Below are 17,746 nucleotides of genomic sequence, written 5' to 3'. Positions count from 1 at the left end.
AGACAAAATCAAGTCTTTTGCCGGTTTAACTTGATTAATGAAAGAGTTGGATTAAATGTTAGGTAACATAGTAGATAGACTATCCAAAAGCCAGAGAAACACTGCAAAGCTCACCCAACAGGACAAGCTATTTCATTCAGCTAGAGTTGCTAACTTAGAGAATAGTTACAATACAGCCTATTAATTTGCATAAAAACAAAAAAGTGAGTTGACTGTTATGAAAGATGCCCTTAAAAAAAGAACTTCCTTGGAAAATGCTCTTACCATTTTACGAATTTTTTCTATCGACCATCCAGAATGGAGTACAACAGACATTGCTAAAGAATTAGGAATCGCAAAAAGTACAGCTCATCGCCTTTTACTATCATTATCCGAAGTGGGCTTTGTTATAAAGGACCATTATTCGAAGTTATACAGTCTTGGATCAACTGCTTTATCTTTAACAACCCTTGTTCAATCTCAAATTCCTATTACCCATGAGGCTCTTCCAATTTTAAATAAACTAACAGAATTCACTGGCGAAAGTGCTCACCTTTCTATTTTGGAGGGGTCAGATATTTTTTATTTGCAGACAATAAACGGTGTCTATGAAGTTGAAGATGCCATTCACTTAGGAAAACGCCATCCAGCCTTTTGCACAAGTTCTGGACAGGCTATCCTTGCTTTTCACCAGCAATTAGCAGAAGAAGCATCACATACGCTGAGACCTTATACATCAAAAACGATTTTATCACCTACTTTATTTTCCGAAAGGCTCGAATATGTGAGAAAAAACGGCTACTCATTTTGTGTAGAGGAATATCGTGACAATACAGTGGGCATCGCAGCACCTGTTTATAACGAAAAAGGAGATGTGTTTGCTTCCTTAAATGTGACCTCTACACCCAAAAGAGCAGCTTCTTCAGTTATACAAAAAAAATACATATCAGCTGTAAAAGAAGCGGCCGGCCAATTGTCTAATATAGTGTCGCGAAGAAAGAGAGCGTTAAAATAATGACCACAGAAAAATCTAGTTCATTATCCTCCGTTACCAATGCTATGAAAATTTTGCGTTTATTCAGTCCAAAGCAAATGGAACTCAGCGTTGCTGAAATTTCCCAACAGATGAATTTGCCAACAAGCAGCGCTCACCGGCTTATTACGAGTCTGACAAAAGAAGGATTTCTTTCTAAAAACCCCCGATCTAAGAAGTACCGGCTTGGATTAGCTTTTTTGTCAATCGGGGGAGTAATTTTCAGCCATCGTGATTTATATCAAGCTTCTCTTTCGCCTGTCCGGCGGCTATCTAAAGAAATAGAAGAAACCGTCCACATTTGTCTAATGGAAGATCGTTATGTTGTTTATTTGTTTCGAACAGAGGTTCTTCAGCAAGATCGGCTTCTGACGCAAATCGGCAGACAAAGCCCTCTTTTTTGTACAAGCGAGGGGTTATGTATCCTCGCATTTCAAGAAGAAAAAGTTATTAAATATGCTCTGAATGGAGACTTATATGCTTATACATCTCACACCGAAACAGATAAGGAAACATTGCTTGTGATGATGAAAGATATAAAAGAAGACGGTCATTGCATACTGTCTGACTCCTACTATGAAACATATACAGGCATCTCGGTTCCTATAAGAAATTGGACTGGAGCAGTAATTTCTTCTCTTTCGGCTATAGGGCCAACAAACCGGCTAACCGGTGAACGGCAACAATTTATAGTGGACAGCATGAAAAAGGCGGCCGAAGAAATATCAGCCGAACTTGGCTATCTCGGTTGATAAATATTTTTTTCCTATAAATCAGTAAAATCCCATATAGCGGAACAACTTCTTTTTCGAAGCGCTTACAAATGTATAAGATTACAAGTAAGTTAAAAATGAAAGGGGATTGAATAATGGGTTTAGAAACACTTTATAAGGTTCAGGGAATGGAAACACCTCTCGCTGACTATCAATTGCAGAACCTGAATCAAATGCTTGTATTTGTCGCGCAATACAATGAATTTTACCAAAGCAAGCTGTCGAATATTCATTTGCCGCTTCGTTCAAAAGAAGAACTATCCCGGCTGCCTTTTACTACGAAAAAAGAACTTGTTGAGGACCAAAAGAGCTTTCCTCCGCATGGGAAAAACCATTCTTATCCACTACAAAACTATATTCGCTATCATCAGACATCAGGAACTTCAGGACGCCCGCTCAAAGTATTAGATACACAGGAAAGCTGGGGTTGGTGGGAAACATGCTGGAAAGAAGTATACCGCTCAAGCGGCATCAGCAACAATGATCGTATTTTCCTTGCTTTTTCATTTGGCCCGTTTATTGGTTTTTGGGGAGCCTTTGAAGCAGGAAAACAAATTGGCGCGTTAGTAATTACAGGAGGAAGCCAGACTTCAAAAGAACGGCTGACAAGTATACTGGAAAATGAGGCTACCGTTCTTCTTTGTACACCAAGTTATGCACTGCATCTCATTGAAGTGGCAGAAGCCATGGGTATTGATCTGAAGAATACCTCCGTCTCCAAAATTATTACAGCTGGTGAACCTGGTGGTTCAGTTCCTTCGATCCGTAGCCAAATTGAGTCGAGCTGGGGTGCTTCACTTTATGATCATGTCGGCATGACTGAGATTGGCGCTTACGGATATTCCTGTAGTGAGCAACAAGGTATCCATATTAATGACATGCAATTTATTTCTGAGATCATTAATCCCGATACACTTGCACCGGCCCAAGAAGGAGAAAAAGGAGAACTTGTGCTGACGAATCTAGGCCGGTACGGCTATCCTTTAATTCGCTACCGGACAGGTGATATTGTTCTAAATCAGCCTGGATTGTGCAAGTGTGGAAACCCTTTTACATTTTTGCCTGGAGGTATAATTGGACGCGCAGATGATATGGCTGTAATTCGCGGCATTAATATTTATCCCTCATCTATTGAATCGATTGTCCGTGAGTTTCCTGAAGTCAAAGAGTTTCGTATTGTTTTTTATACCTTGGATAACATGGACCAAGTAAAATTACAGGTCGAAGTTGAAAATGAAAGCGCGATCAAAACATTAATAGACAGATTACGCGAGCGGGTTGGTCTTCGCATCGATGTAGAAAGGGTCCCTTATGAAAGTCTGCCACGCTTTTCTATGAAAGCAAAGCGGGTTATGGACCAGCGTAATAAAAGGTAATACCCTTCCTAAAGAAACGTCTCAGAAATACATCGCTGAGACGTTTCAAAGTGTAGAAATTCCCCATTTCCCAAAAGGACTCTTGATAAAATAAGGTTTTTACCTTTTTAATTTAGCTGACCTTAAAGTGATACAAATTTTAGATTCTAATTTACATTAAAAAGGGCTGTCGACTTTATCGACAGCCTAAAACGTCTCAAGGATAAATCCTTGAGACGTTTCTATAATTATACAATTTCTTTTTGTTGGTTCTCGAGCACATTCCTTACGGCATTTGGAATATTAACTGCTGCAATCGATCCATTTGTAAGAGAAGCCCATGCCCGTGTCTCATAGCCCTCAGCTATCAGTTGACCTTCTTTTTTAAAGGCGTGCTTTATTTTAAGGACTTTGCTTTTTAGTTCTATGACTTCTGAATGCACTTCTACTTTGTCTTCAAAATGCAATGGCTGCCTGAACTGACAGGATGCTTCCAAAAGCGGCAACACAATATTTTCCTCGCTTTGCAGCCGGGAAACGGGCATTACCGCTTTTCCGATCAGCTCATGAGTCGCCTGATCCATCCACCGATAGTAGTTTGGATAAAACACAATTCCTGCTGCATCCGTATCTCCAAACACCACTTTAATTGAATAAATGTTTTCCATCGGAGCCTCCTTGGGATTAGACTATCACCGGTTTAAATTCACTTTGGACTTCCTGATACCCGTTATTGGCTTCCAGCTGCTGCTTCCGCTCCAGGCCGAAACGTTCCAGGATTGGCAGGTCGTTCGTCTGGAAAAGGTAGCTGTCCTGCTCAGCCACATGCTCATGCCAAGCCCAGTTCGGCACAACAAAATAGTCACCTTTTTCCCAATCAAACCGCACGCCGTTAATGATCGTATACCCTGATCCTTCATGCACATGGTAGATTGAAGCATGTGTATGGCGATGTGCTTTAGAATGGAACCCTTTTGGCAGTTTCTGCATCCAGGCCGCAATAGTCGGGCAGGCTGTCTCGCCATTCGATGGATTGATAAATTCCACTGCATAGCCATCGTACGGATCCGGATCAAATCGGCTCAATCCAACCAATGCTGCTTCAGTCTTTGCCCATTTGTATGATCCAACAGGTGCTTTTTTTGCATAGCGGTCCCCAATCGGACGCATCATGCCACCTTCATAATGCTGAGCTGAGAAATTATCCGGCAAAGAAGGCTTCTCCAGCCGGTCTGGATACGGTTCAAAAAAGGTACCGCCTAAATAGTAGACTGTAGGAATGTCCAGGCAGTCCATCCAGATCATCGGCTTGTCCCCTGTATGCCCATGTCCGTGCCAAAGCCCGTTTGGTGTCGTCAGAAAGTCTCCTCTTTCCATAAACATCCGCTGTCCGTCTACAATTGAATACGCCCCTTCTCCTTCCATCACAAAGCGAAGGGCGTTCTGTACGTGACGGTGGGACGGCGCTTCTTCACCCGGCAAGATGAGCTGAACAGCCGCGTACAATGTTTGCGTTGTGGACGCCCAGCCCCACGGCTTCCGGTAGTTCAGCCCTGGATTTTGAAGGTAAATCGCGCGGCGTTCACCCCCACGGTCCGGCGTGAAAATTTGTGTGGCTTCCATTAATTTTTTATGAAGCAGATCATATTTCCATAAATACGCCTGTGCATGCGGTTCCGGCGTATGTTTCATCAAGTCCGGAATTGCATTCCAAAGTGGACCGAGATGATACTGCTCGATATCCCGGTTAAATTCCTGTACGATTTCACTTTCAAAAAAGGCTAATTTTTCTGCCATGCTAAATTCCCCTTCCGTTTTATCGTTTGGATAGGTTGCGCTGAATTTGTCCAAAGTGCTTAGCTGTATGCTCGACAATCAAGTGGTCGACAATAAACGCGATGGGCTTTCCGTCAAACTTCGGATTTCGGCTCGGTGCTGTAATCGTCAGCTCTTCCGCTGTTAAAGCACCGATTGTTTCCTCCACAAGCGAAGGGACCTTGTTTAAGTCTGACAAAACCTTATCAATCGTTAAGCCGCTAATGTTTTCATCTGAAACGGTTTGGAGACGTGTTTCATCCATTAATCCGCGGCCCCATGCTTCTGTCGGCTGCTCTTTAATACGGTTAATTTCGCCTGCCCAGTATGGAATGGCTTCCGCCAAGTGGGTGATAATCTGCATGATGGACCATTCATCCTCAGAAGGTTTCCAGTACACAGTTTCTTCCGGTAGCTTTTCTACCTGGCTGATGATGCTTTCAATAGAATCGTAAACAGAACGAACAGCTTCCTGCTGGATGAGTTCTGCCATTATACCGTCACCTCCGAAGTACTTTTCACCTTGTTTTCCAAAACACCAACCCGATCGACTTCAATACGGACCACATCGCCCTCTTTCAGGAACTGCTGCGGCTCCATCGCTACACCGACACCGCCTGGTGTTCCTGTTAATATCACATCACCCGGCTCTAGTGTCATCAGCTCCGACAAAAACTCGACAAGTCGCTGAACGGAAAATACAAGGTTCGCCGTATTGGAGCGCTGTCTTTCTTCGCCATTAACAGTCAGGGAGATCTCCAGGCCAGACGGATTTGTTAATTCATCTGACGTGATCAGCCACGGACCCATAGGCGCACTGCCATCCACTGTTTTTCCCTGAAGCCACTGGATGGTTCGGCGCTGAATATCGCGGTATGTCACATCATTGACAATCGTATAGCCGGCAACATAGTCCAGTGCCTCTTCCTGCGATACATTCCGTGCCCGCTTTCCGATCACAAAAGCGAACTCCGCTTCATAATCAAGCTGTTCTGAAATCGGGTGGAATGGAATGTTGTCTTCCGGACCGACAATCGTATTGGCAAACTTGGCAAAAACCACTGGATGCGAAGGCAGCTCCCGCTTCATTTCCAAAATATGCTCGCGATAGTTGTGGCCGACGCAGATCATTTTTCCTGGATTCGTCACAGGAGCACCTATTTTCACATCTGACTTGTTGAAAATAAGTGGCACTGCTTGTTTAGGATTCTCTAAAGCAAACTCAATCGCTTCCTTGGCATACTTCATGCTTTCATTGCCGCCCTGCAAAAAGCCATTCATATCTGCCGGGACGTACGCTTCGGCAATGTGACTAGCACGGATTTTCCCTTCTGATTCCAGCTTTGCTTTAAAAGCAGCATGCAAATCAATGATTCTTTCACCTTCCTGTGCAGCAATGCGGGTAATACCGTTGTGTGTAAATGTGACTAGCTTCATCTATAAACACTCCTATTCTTTAATGAAATTAAGCGATGTAAAAAATATTTCCTTCAGGCCCAAGCGGAATGTGACCAGCTTCCATAATGTTTAAAATCGGCTCAAACAGCTCTTTTTCCCCTGCGAGTACAGCCGTACATGACATGACGCTGATATACATCGCATGGCCAATAAGAAATTGAACCGTTTTCGAATCCCGAAATGCTTGATGTGCGCCTGTAAATGCTGGATGAAATACAGCTTCCGGCACAACATCAACCACTTTTTGAAGAAGTTCCTCTTTGCCGGACACTGCTAATTTTTCTTTTAAACGATCCGGCTCTTCTTTTAAAACGGACCACAATTCACTGCCGTTAAAGGTGAGCTTTTGAATAATGTTTGGGATTTCTTCTTTTGACACAGTTCTGACTTCGTAATGAGATACACCAATTGACTCGATAAACTGAACCGCTTTTTCAGCTGATCCAGCACATTGCTTTCCTGCCTGGCTGTACCAGTCAATCGATGTCAGCCGTTCTATCATTTCATTCACTAATTGAGCCTCGGTGCTTTGATTTTCTTCACTAATCATGACAGCCATTTCTTTTTACTCCTTTCCAATCTTTCTATTAACTTCATTAGTATTTTGTTGTCAGTTCAGGAGGACCAAATTTCGGCCCATATGGCCCTTCGTCAAGCCATCTTCCCAGCCGTGGCACGATCGATGCTAATGAAGCGGCAACGGCCCGTTTCATATCGATTTCGGGCTCATCCCCCTGCAAATGATGCAATGCTGTTGTTGAGCCGGCTCTGTTCCACTGCGCGGCAATTCTCCGTTCAGTTGCTGCTGCCGCAACCCCTTCACGACGTTTTTCTTCTGTCTCAGCTTTCAGTGCCGCTTCAATTCCACGTACAGCGATAAGCGCATCTGGAACCCCTGAATTCAAGCCGCGTGCACCAAATGGGGCAAATAAATGAGCCGCTTCGCCGGCTAACAAAACACGATGCTTCTCATCGGTAAACGAATTGGCGACCACTTGATGAAACCGGTAAGAAGAAACCCATGTGATCCGCTCCGCATATTTCGGGTCCATTACTTTCGGCAGCCATTTTTTTACTCCTTCAATATCGGTAAACTCCTCCACGTCATCGTCTTCTAAAAGCTGAAGATCCACCCGCCAGCCCCCTTTAAACGGAACGTGCATCACATTTCTGCGGCCCATTGCCGGGTGATGGTAATGGAAAACACGCTCAAGCGGCAGCGGGTTTTCTTCATCTTCTTTTACATCAACAACAAGGAACGTATCATTCGTGCGCGGTCCCTCAAATTTAAGGCCTGCCTGCTCACGGACAACAGACCGGGCACCATCTGCACCAATAATGTATTGAGCTTTCCATGTCTCGCCTTTTTCCGTTGTTAATGTCACACCGCTGTCCTGGATATCAAGTGTTCTCACCGGTGAGTCCCATACAAATTCAACCCCTGCTTTGATGCACGCATTATAAATATGCGTTTCGATGTGATCCTGGTGAAGCGCCGTAAAATGAGGCAGCTTGTTTGGATCCTGATTATTCGTAATGCCGTAATTTTTCACATACACTTCTTTTCCTTTATAAAGCGTCCGTTTCACCGGCCAGATAATACCGTTTTTCGCTAGTTCGAAACCCAGCCCTTTTGACGTTTCTTCCAGCAGCTTTAATGTTGCACTGTGCAGGTAAATAGCCCGGCTTCCCGGACGCGGTCTCCCTTTCGGATCTGCCTCCATCACTACGCAGGAAATTCCTTTTTTCTGCAAAGCCAAGCCCGCTGTCAGTCCAACTGGACCTGCACCTACAACGATTACGTCACATTCGCGTACAGTTACCATTGTCATCTCTTCCTTTCATCACTTTGATAGTTATTACAATCATTATAAAGCGCTTCCATTATTGTTCGAAAACTCATTGTTCCGCTATACGGGATAAATCATTTTCTTTTTAAAATTTCTCAGTAACAAAAAAGAACCAGCAAATAAATTTTGCTGGTTCTCTTTTGTTACCTTGCTTTCCAAACCGTTGTCACCCCCTGATCTCCATCAGCTCTGCGGTTATTCAAAAACTGGCTCTTCAACTGGATACTTTATCTGAAGGAAACCCGAATTTTGCCCAAGACTACTTGATTTATCCTAAAATTCACAAAGAAAACCATACCAAGTGGCTGCTATTCCTACTGCCCGGTTAATAAATTAAGTGACACTAACGTTAAAAATTGGATCAGATTTTTAATCTCTTTATTTCTAAAGTTAGTCTTTTCTTAAATAAAGTTATCTAGAGTGTTCACTCATTTCCTCCGTCCCTATAACCACGGTCACTTTCATTAGAACGTTATTAAATACATATCTGATACACGGCTTTGCTTTATCACCTGTTTTCTCCTTCTGACTTGTCCCATCCGTTAAGCTACTGCTAAAGTAGAGCCGTTTCAGTTTCTCTAATTAATTCCATAGTTAAACTTCATTCCAACTTCACTAGATTCAATTCACTTTCATTAACTTAATTTATACCTAAAGTTTGAAACCTCTGCCTTTTAGGCAGAGGTTTCAATTTCTAAAGCATTATTAGAATAAGTTTTCCGTATAAAAACTAAAAGTGCTATAGACCCTGTTAAAACAGCTGCAAATCATGACGAGTCCAGCACAATATATATCTTTGAAGTTGTCGTCCAGGTCTATTTTTACTAACTCTATCAAAATTCAAAATGGTGCATAGGTTGGTCCAATAATTAAGATGGACAGTATCTCTCCAATTACCGATACTTTAATGACATAATTAATCGGAACTCTACTCTTTTACACCTTTGCCGTACTAGTAACGCACATCATCCTTTGATATTAAGAAAATAAGCGAAGGGCTTTAAAAGAGAGCCATCCATCTTAAAGGAAAAATTATGCACCTTAGATTTCTCAAAAGTTATTCCATTATACCTTTGACAATATCCTTTGTTGTTTCTATGAAAGCCGTAATATCTTCATCAGTCATTGGCAATGAAAGAGAAAACTGTCCTCTGTAGACCGGAAAAAACCCTCGTGTAGCTATTTCTAAGGAATATATATTTGTTTTATTATTATCTGTATAATTCCAGAAGTCTCTGTGCGTTTTTATTTCCCTTCCAACTTTGTCAGTAAATGTATAAGCAAGGAAAGAGAACCCTTTACCATAAATCATAAATGGGTAGTTTTTAATGTTGGCCCATTCATTGATTTCTTGTTTTATTCTTTCAGCCTGATTATTCAATTTATTTATGGCAGCCTCATTCATTGTTTCCATACAGGCTATTCCTGCTGCTGCTGCAAGAGGATGACCGTGATGTGTACCTGAAATCATAACCTGGTCAGTTTCAAGCACCTCAAAAATCTTGGATGACCCCCCTACTGCACCAATAGGAATACCTCCCCCAATCATCTTGCCCATTATAGTTAAATCCGGTTTTACTCCATATATGCCCTGCAATCCATTATAGCCAGCACGAAGAGTGATTGTTTCATCAAAAATCAGGACAATACCAAGTTCTTCTGTGAGCTTACGAATGTCTTCAACAAAGCCCTGCTCCAGAACTACAATTCCACCAGCACCAGATTGTAATTCCATAATAACACATGCGATATCATCAGCATTTTCCCTTAAAATCTTTTCACAAACAGCAATATCATTTTGCTTTAATAATATAGTGCTTTCTGTAACGAAAGAAGGAATTCCACCAGAGTCAGGAAGAGGTTTTGGGTTATGATCTGGACCTGGATCCATGTCTGGGCTAGGGTGCGCTGATATAGCAAGATCATCTATAAAACCATGATAACCGCCTTCAAATTTGGCTATTTTAGTCTTTCCGGTATATCCCCTTGCAATCCTAATTGCGCTAAGACAGGATTCACTAGCCGAACATGAAAATTTTACTTTTTCTACTGATTCCAGGCGATCGATAAGAATTCCTGCTAGTTTACTCTCATATTCCGTAGGATTTCCAAAGGAGAACCCTTTTGGAATAGTCTCCATAATAGCTTTTGAAATACTTGGATGATTATGTCCAAGAATATTTACTGTAAAATTATTATTCATATCAAGCAGCTTATGTCCATCGACTGTATAAATATATTGCCCTTCACCACGCTCAACAAAAATTCCATGAGGACCATAATTGAAAGTTTTTCTACTAAAACCTCCAGGGATATTACCTTTGCATTTTTCCGCTAATTCCTTGGACTTTTCAAATTTTTTCAAAAAACCTGCCATACTACTTTCTAAAGTTATTTTCATAAAACACTTTCCCCTTTAATTAATATTAATGGATGGCGAAATTTTCGCCCTTTATTTTATCTAGCTTCATTAAAGAATCATCCTAATTATTTAAAACTTACCCATAGAATGATTTTTCTCTTCGCTTTTTCTTCCTTAAGAGCACACTCGTATGCTTCTTCGATATCTTCTCTACTTGTAAACAAGATTTCTGTTATATTCAAATTGACATGCATATACGTCCTTTCTCCCATTGATCAACATTATTCCACATCAAATGTTCCAATCGTTTTTTCACCTTATACCCTCTAGTGTTGGAGGGCATAATTAAATTAAACATGTACAATAACAATAATTGAATTTGCTCTTATTTTATTGTAAAAATCGGAACACTTTTTTATTTAATACTTATTTTTACCAATTTATTAAAATATTTACAAAAGTCCACAAACACTTATTAGAAAATATTTTCACCTCTAAATTCCAATGAAAGTGTACCTAAGCAATAATTGTTGTTCAGGTATATCTGTACCTACTAATCCTTTTGTTTATCTAAGTAAGTATGGACAGATCTTCTAAAGAATTAAAAAAGGAGTGGAAATCCCACTCCCTTTCAGACATATCTTTGATTTTTCAGGATAACTTGTTGTAGTTATTTATCTATAAAATTCTAATCTGTCTTACACCTTTTGCCTCAAAAATATTCCTCAATGATTCTGCTGGTATCTTCGTTATCTTATTTTGTTATTTAAAAGGATAATTTTGTTAATTTCAACTAATGACTTTTTTAAAGCCTCTTCTGGCTCGAAATAGTAGCGTGGATTAACTATCTCTAAAGTTAGGTAACCCTCATAGTCAAAATACTCCATCGCCTCTATATAATGTGAAAGCGGTAATGATCCATCTCCCCATGCTAAGTGGCCAGAAGAATTCCCATCAATAAGGTGGATATGAATCAAGTCGCTCCCTAGTACATTAAAATAATCCTCAAGTGTATTTCCAGCAACCGCCATTGCCACTGTGTCAACATTTCCCTTTAGAAATGGTGAGTTAATCCCTAAAAGCATTTGTTTTACCTGGTTTACATTTGTCACAAGATTAGACTCAAAAGGCTGGAGAGGCTCTAATAATAAGCATACTCCCGATTGTTCAGCTTTCTCAGCCAAAATACTAAGCGATTCTTTTGATCTTTTCCAAGCTTCTTCAAATGGTTCATTGTAATAGCCTTTACCTGATGTAATTAGCATTCGATTTGTTCCTAATGCAGTAGCAATTTCAATATTTTTCATAAAGTAGCTAAGGCTTCTTCTCCAAATAATAGGCTCTTTAGCTGCTAAATTGTATGGATACATACATTGTTCAGGAGTATAACAAACAACTTTTAAATTCCTTTGTTCTATTGAGTTTCGAATTTGCCCGACTTCTTTGAATGTAATGTCTTCACTAAATAAGTGAGGTGATCCTCCCCATAGTTCTATGTTTTGAATTTCTAAACTCCTCATTGAATCTAAAAAATATTCAAAGGGAAAATTTAAGTAATGAAGATTCATACCTGCAATTTGTTTCATTTGTATTTTGCCCATTCTCTTCTCCTTTCACTTAATTTTCCATAATCTCTAATACAAACTATTCTTCAACGCATAATCGATTTCCATCTGGATCTTCAAAGAAAAAGTATTTTTGTATTCCTTCATAAAGTAGAATATCCGACACAGAAACTTCATATTTTTTTAGTAATTTATGTGCCGCATCGGCATCAGGCGTCTTGAATATAAAGAAATTTCCATTTATATGAAGATTCTTTGGAAAGACTGCTGGGGCTTGGTCAGTTTGAAAAAGTACTAAAACCGGGTCTCCATTACTTACCTTGAACTCTATTGTTATGTCACCCCTTTTAAACTCCTCTAGCCCTAATACATTACGGTACCAATCAGCTGATTGATCTAAGTTTTTAACAGGTACAAAAACACCTGGAATTCCAGTAAATAAAGTTTGATCCATAAAAAAAATCCTCTATCTTTAATTCGCTAATAATTATCAATATTCTGAAAAAGATAATTGGAATTTAACTTAAATAATTAATCACAAGAATAAACCACATACAAGATAACCAATAGCGGCTAGAACAAAAGCAAAAATGCTATAAGGTAATTTTGTACGGAAATGTTGGTAAGCAGTTGTCTTCGTAGAATAAGCCGTAAGAAAACCAATATCTGATGTGATACATGTAGTTGCTCCCCATAATCCTGCTGACACGAGAGCAGCAATTGTTAAAGAAGTATTAGCACCTACAGAATTTGAGAGTTCTATTAATACAGGAATAGCCATAATGTACAAGCTCCAGTTTAATGTAACTAAAAATTCAGTAGCAGAAAAAACTAAGAAGATAATAAACGGAAGAAGTTTAGGAATAACAAGAGTTGATACAACCCCAACAATATAAGAAGTAAATCCAATATCTGTAATAGAATTAGCAAGTACAAAAGCCGCCGCCATAATAACTGCAAGCTCAACCATATCTTTCATGCCATCTAGTACAGTACTAATATATTTTTCAGCTGTAAAAATGCCTTGCACTACAAAAATAACACCAGATGTTAGTATTGTGACAAAGGCTCCTAACTGGGTATTGGACTCAAAGTAAATTGTTGAAGCAATGAAAATTAGAATAGGGATAAAGAAATTGATCAGATGCGGCGACTTTTTACCACTCGGTTGATCTAATACATTCGCTTCCACTGTAGCTGCCAGTTCGTCTTTGACTGCGTCCATTTCTGTTACTGAAGGATTCAAATTTTCAGGTTCATTTGATTGGTCATTTCCTTCTGAAAAATTATCGTTTTTTGAATAAGCTTTTTTCATTTGGCCTATATTTGGGATAACACCTACAATATTAAGAAATACAACGATAAGAAACGCTATTGGAAAAAACAGCAAAGGCATTAAATCCATAAAAGCACTTATTCCTTTTCCTTCAGCAGCATAACCGCTTGTTACCAATAATCCACCTATAAAAATAGAACCTGTCCCAATTGGATATAGATGGGACAAGGAACCAGCTGTTGAAATCGTTACCAATGCCGTTTTTTCTCTAGGCGTTTTATATTTATCGTTAACAGGGGCCATACATGTTGCTACAGTTGAAGTGCTTAAATAAGGGTCAAAAGATAAAAAATATCCCATAAAATAATTGATGAGAAGGCCCATTTTACCACTTTTCGCCTTACTTCCAGCCCACAATCCAAATTGTTTTGATAAACCACTTTTATCTAGTACTGCTACAATACTTCCAATTGTTAACAAGACAAGGATCAGCCAAAGATTTCCTTCTGTTGTCACTTGAGTAAGTAATTTTTCATTATAAGTGAGTAGAAACGAGACGAGGATCAATTGAGTAATGATAAGTAAGAAGCGGCAGGCGATGTCATAAAAAATACATAGAAGGATAAGAAGAATCAAGACCTTAGCACCTAACCCCCACTAAATCGGAGATATTGAAGGGGAATGCGGCGCTAATTTTTTGTTCAAAAGGGATCGGTCGCAAGACGGACTTGTATTGATGCAAAAGCATGGAGCTATTTCAATGGTCGTCCGAAGAAAATCAGGATGAAGGATATTGAAATGGTGAAATCGCGGATTAAAATTGTAATATCGATTAAAGATGTGGCAGAAGGAGGAGCTTGTCTCATACAACAGTTTATTGCTATTTAGGGTCAACAGAGAAACAATGTATAAATAGCTTACAATAAAGAACAGCAACAAACCATAATGAACAAAAAACGAATAACAGCCTAGCTAATACCCTGGTATACAAATTAGTATTAGCTAGGCTAGTTACTATTTGATATTTAATATAGTAATAACATGTGTCAGGATTCTAGAAACCCCGCTATTCTCTTACTTTGAGGCAGGCTGTTTAATAGAAGATTTGAAATCGTAAGTACCAGACTGAACCTCATAAACCGCCTTTCCATCTTCATGTTTTATGAACTTTACTCCCTTAACCTTTGTTATAGGGTTTCCACCTTCCGTTACTGTATCGACGTCAGAAGTTGGAATATAAACAGTAGCTGTTGTATTCGCCGGCACTGTCGCTTGATAAATAAACTCTTTTTTATCCATTCTCCATTTACTTTTAATCGTTCCGTATACTGAATCATACGATCCATCTACCCATGTTATACGTTTATCCGCATCTATTGTTGGCTGCAATACAAAATGCTGGAATCCCGGTAAGTTTGGATCATTTGAGATGCCGGCCATGTATTTATACATCCATTCCGCGACTGCGCCATATGAGTAATGGTTGAAAGAATTCATAGAAGCATCCCCAAAGCTGTCTTGGATAGAGTAGGAGTTCCATCTTTCCCAAATTGTTGTGGCACCATTTTTTACGCTGTACAACCAAGATGGCATGTCATCCTGCAACAACAATGTATACGCTAATTTATCAGCCCCTACATCTGATAAAACAGGCAGTATAACATTAACACCCAAAAAGCCAACAGCTAAAGTATTTTCCGGCTGGTCTTTACGAATCAAATGATTTTCATTTTTAATGTTCGCAGTAAGATTATTAATCATTGTTTCTTTTTGCTTTTCTGTTTCATATAAGCCAAGCTTTAATGCCCATAATAGTCCCGTTTGAGCGTTATCCGCTCCTTGATATCCATGTCTTGATTTTTCAAAATTGTCAGCAGTAGCTGTTAAAAGGTTTGCATCTTTATCAAGGTATTTTTTTATGAAATCTGCTTTGATTCTCACAAAAAGTGCGTCGTATTTTTTTACCATCGACTCGTTTCCGATTGCTTTTGCCATTTTGCTCATGAGCTGAGCATCATAGGCATGGTAAACAGTATTTAAGTACTGAGTAGACGTTGGCTGAAACGCAAGCCAATCTCCGAACCATTGTGTATCGTATCCATTCGCTCCGACATAATCCATATACTTGTCCATTTGCGGGAAGCTTTTTTCGATTACGGTTGTATCCCCAGTTTGCTGGTATAGTACCCAAGGAATGATGACACCAACATCGCTCCATCCTGAGGCAACAGTCGTTGAGAAAAATCCTACAAATCCTGCAGGCATAATGCTTCCATACTTTCCATTCTGCTCTTGATTGTGAGCATCAATAATTTCATTGTAATTCTCCAAAAATGGAACATCTTGAAAATTGTAAAGAGCGGTCTGTGCAAACAATTGAGCATCTCCTGTCCAGCCAACACGCTCTGCTCTTTGAGGAGAATCAGTAGGGATAGACAGGTAATTGCCTCTTTGTCCCCACAATACATTGTTAAACAATTGGTTTACGTCCGCATCAGAAGTAGAAATATCACCAGTTTGCTTACCCACTGACGTAATCACTTTACCTGTCACAGATTTAATGATTATATCTTGGTCTGCAGTAATCTCCATATATCTATATCCATGAAAAGTAAAGAACGGCTGATATTCTTCTACACTGTCTCCAGATAAAATATATTTATCTGTTTGGGCAGCAGTTGTTAGTGCTTTCCTATAGAGAGTATCCTTTGGACCATCGCTGCCCCCTTGTTCAATATTTGGATTTTTCTTTCCGTCGTTTAGCATTTCAGCATATTTCATCGTGATAGTGCTTCCTTTAGCGCCGGCCGCTTTTATATTTGGAATCCCTGCCATATTCTGCCCCATATCAAGGATAAGAGTTTCCCCAGCTTTTAAAGAAATATCTTTTTTTACATTGACGTTACTTGTCACTGCATGGCCAAAATCATACGTTGAATCCCCACCGCCTGCTATAGATTTTTCAATTTGGCTGTATTTAAAACCGCTAATAGGAGATAAATTATATTCCTCTGCTATACGGGCAGCTGCTCCTCTGTTGGCTTTCACTTTTCCTTTGTAATTCAAAATGGAAACGTCATCCCAGTTTCTGTCATCATAGTTAACACGATTCCAACCGTTTATTTCTTTGGCAATATTTGCATCATAAGTCTCGCCATCATAAAAGTCATTTGCTAATACAGGACTGCGGTTACTAGATTTCCAATTTTTTTCATCGGTAACAATAACTGTTTGGCTGCCATCTTTATACGTTACAACCAATTTAGCAAGTAACGCTAATTCTTTCCCTACTACTTTTGAATACTCTCCAACTGCTCCGACTCGCCCGGCAAACCAGCCCTTTCCAAGCATAACACCTAGGCTAATTTTTGAATTACTGGAAATATAGGGGGTTACATCATAGGCTTGATAATTTACATAAGACTTATAATCTGTCCAGCCTGGATTAAATATCTCGTCAACAGGCTCCCCTTCTGTTTGGATTTTTTTAACCTTTTGCCCATTGATGAAAGCATTGTAAACACCCAGCGAAGTCATGTATAATTGTGCACTTTCAACAGGTTTATGACTCAGACTTCTTTCAGTTCTCATTAATGTAACATTCGGCAGTTCAGCGTCGTCCGGTGTCTCTGTGATCCACTTTGCACCATCCCAGTTTGTTTTGCCATCTGTACTCATTAATCCTGTTTCAAAATAAGCTGCTTCTCTTGATTCTAAAACTTTATTACTTTGATCCCAAACTTTTACTTTCCAATAGTATCGGGTGCTGGGCTTAAGCTGCTTATTGGCCGTACCCGTATATTTTACACTAACAGAACTTTCTGATACTTGCTTTCCACTGCGCCAAATATATTTGCCTGTTTTTAAGCTCTTGGCACTGTCTGCGACAAAGATTTCGTAGGCCGTTTGTTTGGCTCCGCGAATATTTGATTGCATATTCCAACTGAAGCGCGGCTTTTCTGAATCTATACCTATTGGATTCTGCATGTATTCTACAGTTAAATTAGTTATTGAAGATTTTATGGATGCTTTTGCACTTGAGGAGCTAGGAAGTAAAATGTTTATAAATAAAATTGTTATTAAAAAGTAAATGAACTTACGTTTACTAGCCAAGTAAAATCCCCCTTTGCTTTCATTAGTTTAAACACCTCTCTTGTTTACGTAGTCTTTTGCTTTAATTTTAAAATTGCTGTAGTGAATGCTCGACACTTTACCATTGAACTATCTCACCTCCTTTATCATTCTGCCTGGTATACTCCCTTTCGACATTAAAGCGCTTT

Annotated in this window: 14 protein-coding genes; 3 read left to right on the top strand and 11 right to left on the bottom strand. The window is 39.6% G+C overall.

Features of this window, described 5'->3' with window-relative positions; translation table 11 throughout:
- Positions 1-217 precede the first annotated feature (217 nt).
- The 3 genes from VP97_RS20880 to VP97_RS20870 all read left to right on the top strand — a co-directional run bounded on the left by VP97_RS20880 (position 218) and on the right by VP97_RS20870 (position 3,161).
- Entirely contained in the window at positions 218-994 is a 777-nt protein-coding gene (locus VP97_RS20880) for an IclR family transcriptional regulator (RefSeq protein ID WP_050184097.1), read from the top strand.
- Complete coding sequence (locus VP97_RS20875) at positions 994-1,764, top strand: IclR family transcriptional regulator (protein WP_050184096.1); 771 nt, start codon at positions 994-996, stop codon at positions 1,762-1,764. The genes VP97_RS20880 and VP97_RS20875 overlap by 1 nt, the downstream gene beginning before the upstream one ends.
- Positions 1,765-1,880: 116 nt before the next feature.
- On the top strand, positions 1,881-3,161 hold the full coding sequence (locus VP97_RS20870; protein WP_050184095.1) for a phenylacetate--CoA ligase family protein: 1,281 nt from the start codon (positions 1,881-1,883) through the stop codon (positions 3,159-3,161).
- Between the two features lie 227 nt (positions 3,162-3,388).
- On the opposite strand, the gene VP97_RS20865 is transcribed toward VP97_RS20870, so the two are convergent.
- From VP97_RS20865 to VP97_RS20815, 11 genes are all read right to left on the bottom strand, one after another.
- Positions 3,389-3,808, bottom strand: coding sequence for an acyl-CoA thioesterase (locus tag VP97_RS20865; protein ID WP_050184094.1), 420 nt, complete (start codon positions 3,806-3,808; stop codon positions 3,389-3,391).
- A 16-nt stretch (positions 3,809-3,824) separates the two neighbouring features.
- Positions 3,825-4,937: a cupin domain-containing protein gene (locus VP97_RS20860; RefSeq protein WP_050184093.1), complete on the bottom strand. Its 1,113-nt coding sequence runs from the start codon at positions 4,935-4,937 to the stop codon at positions 3,825-3,827.
- 19 nt (positions 4,938-4,956) lie between these two features.
- A complete protein-coding gene (locus VP97_RS20855; RefSeq protein ID WP_050184092.1) occupies positions 4,957-5,448 on the bottom strand; it encodes a DinB family protein in 492 nt (163 codons plus the stop codon).
- Positions 5,448-6,392: a fumarylacetoacetate hydrolase family protein gene (locus VP97_RS20850; RefSeq protein WP_050184091.1), complete on the bottom strand. Its 945-nt coding sequence runs from the start codon at positions 6,390-6,392 to the stop codon at positions 5,448-5,450. The genes VP97_RS20855 and VP97_RS20850 overlap by 1 nt, the downstream gene beginning before the upstream one ends.
- Positions 6,393-6,420: 28 nt before the next feature.
- Positions 6,421-6,972: a hypothetical protein gene (locus tag VP97_RS20845; protein ID WP_050184090.1), complete on the bottom strand. Its 552-nt coding sequence runs from the start codon at positions 6,970-6,972 to the stop codon at positions 6,421-6,423.
- A gap of 37 nt (positions 6,973-7,009) precedes the next feature.
- Positions 7,010-8,245, bottom strand: coding sequence for an FAD-dependent monooxygenase (locus tag VP97_RS20840; protein WP_050184089.1), 1,236 nt, complete (start codon positions 8,243-8,245; stop codon positions 7,010-7,012).
- Positions 8,246-9,320: 1,075 nt separating this feature from the next.
- The gene (locus VP97_RS20835) at positions 9,321-10,664 is read right to left on the bottom strand and encodes an aspartate aminotransferase family protein (protein WP_050184088.1); all 1,344 of its coding nucleotides are present in this window, start codon (positions 10,662-10,664) and stop codon (positions 9,321-9,323) included.
- A 710-nt stretch (positions 10,665-11,374) separates the two neighbouring features.
- Complete coding sequence (locus tag VP97_RS20830; RefSeq protein ID WP_050184087.1) at positions 11,375-12,226, bottom strand: TIM barrel protein; 852 nt, start codon at positions 12,224-12,226, stop codon at positions 11,375-11,377.
- 43 nt (positions 12,227-12,269) lie between these two features.
- Positions 12,270-12,644 (bottom strand): VOC family protein, encoded by a 375-nt coding sequence (locus VP97_RS20825; RefSeq protein ID WP_050184086.1) that lies wholly within the window; start codon positions 12,642-12,644, stop codon positions 12,270-12,272.
- 81 nt (positions 12,645-12,725) lie between these two features.
- A complete protein-coding gene (locus tag VP97_RS20820) occupies positions 12,726-14,102 on the bottom strand; it encodes a Na+/H+ antiporter NhaC family protein (RefSeq protein WP_050184085.1) in 1,377 nt (458 codons plus the stop codon).
- Positions 14,103-14,540: 438 nt separating this feature from the next.
- On the bottom strand, positions 14,541-17,579 hold the full coding sequence (locus VP97_RS20815; RefSeq protein ID WP_050184084.1) for a family 78 glycoside hydrolase catalytic domain: 3,039 nt from the start codon (positions 17,577-17,579) through the stop codon (positions 14,541-14,543).
- Between the last annotated feature and the right edge of the window lie 167 nt (positions 17,580-17,746).

This window comes from Domibacillus robiginosus (assembly GCF_000966195.1).
Taxonomy (GTDB): Bacteria; Bacillota; Bacilli; order Bacillales; family Domibacillaceae; genus Domibacillus; species Domibacillus robiginosus.
Note: the sequence above shows the minus strand (reverse complement) of the source record. Positions and strands in the feature narration are given on the sequence as shown.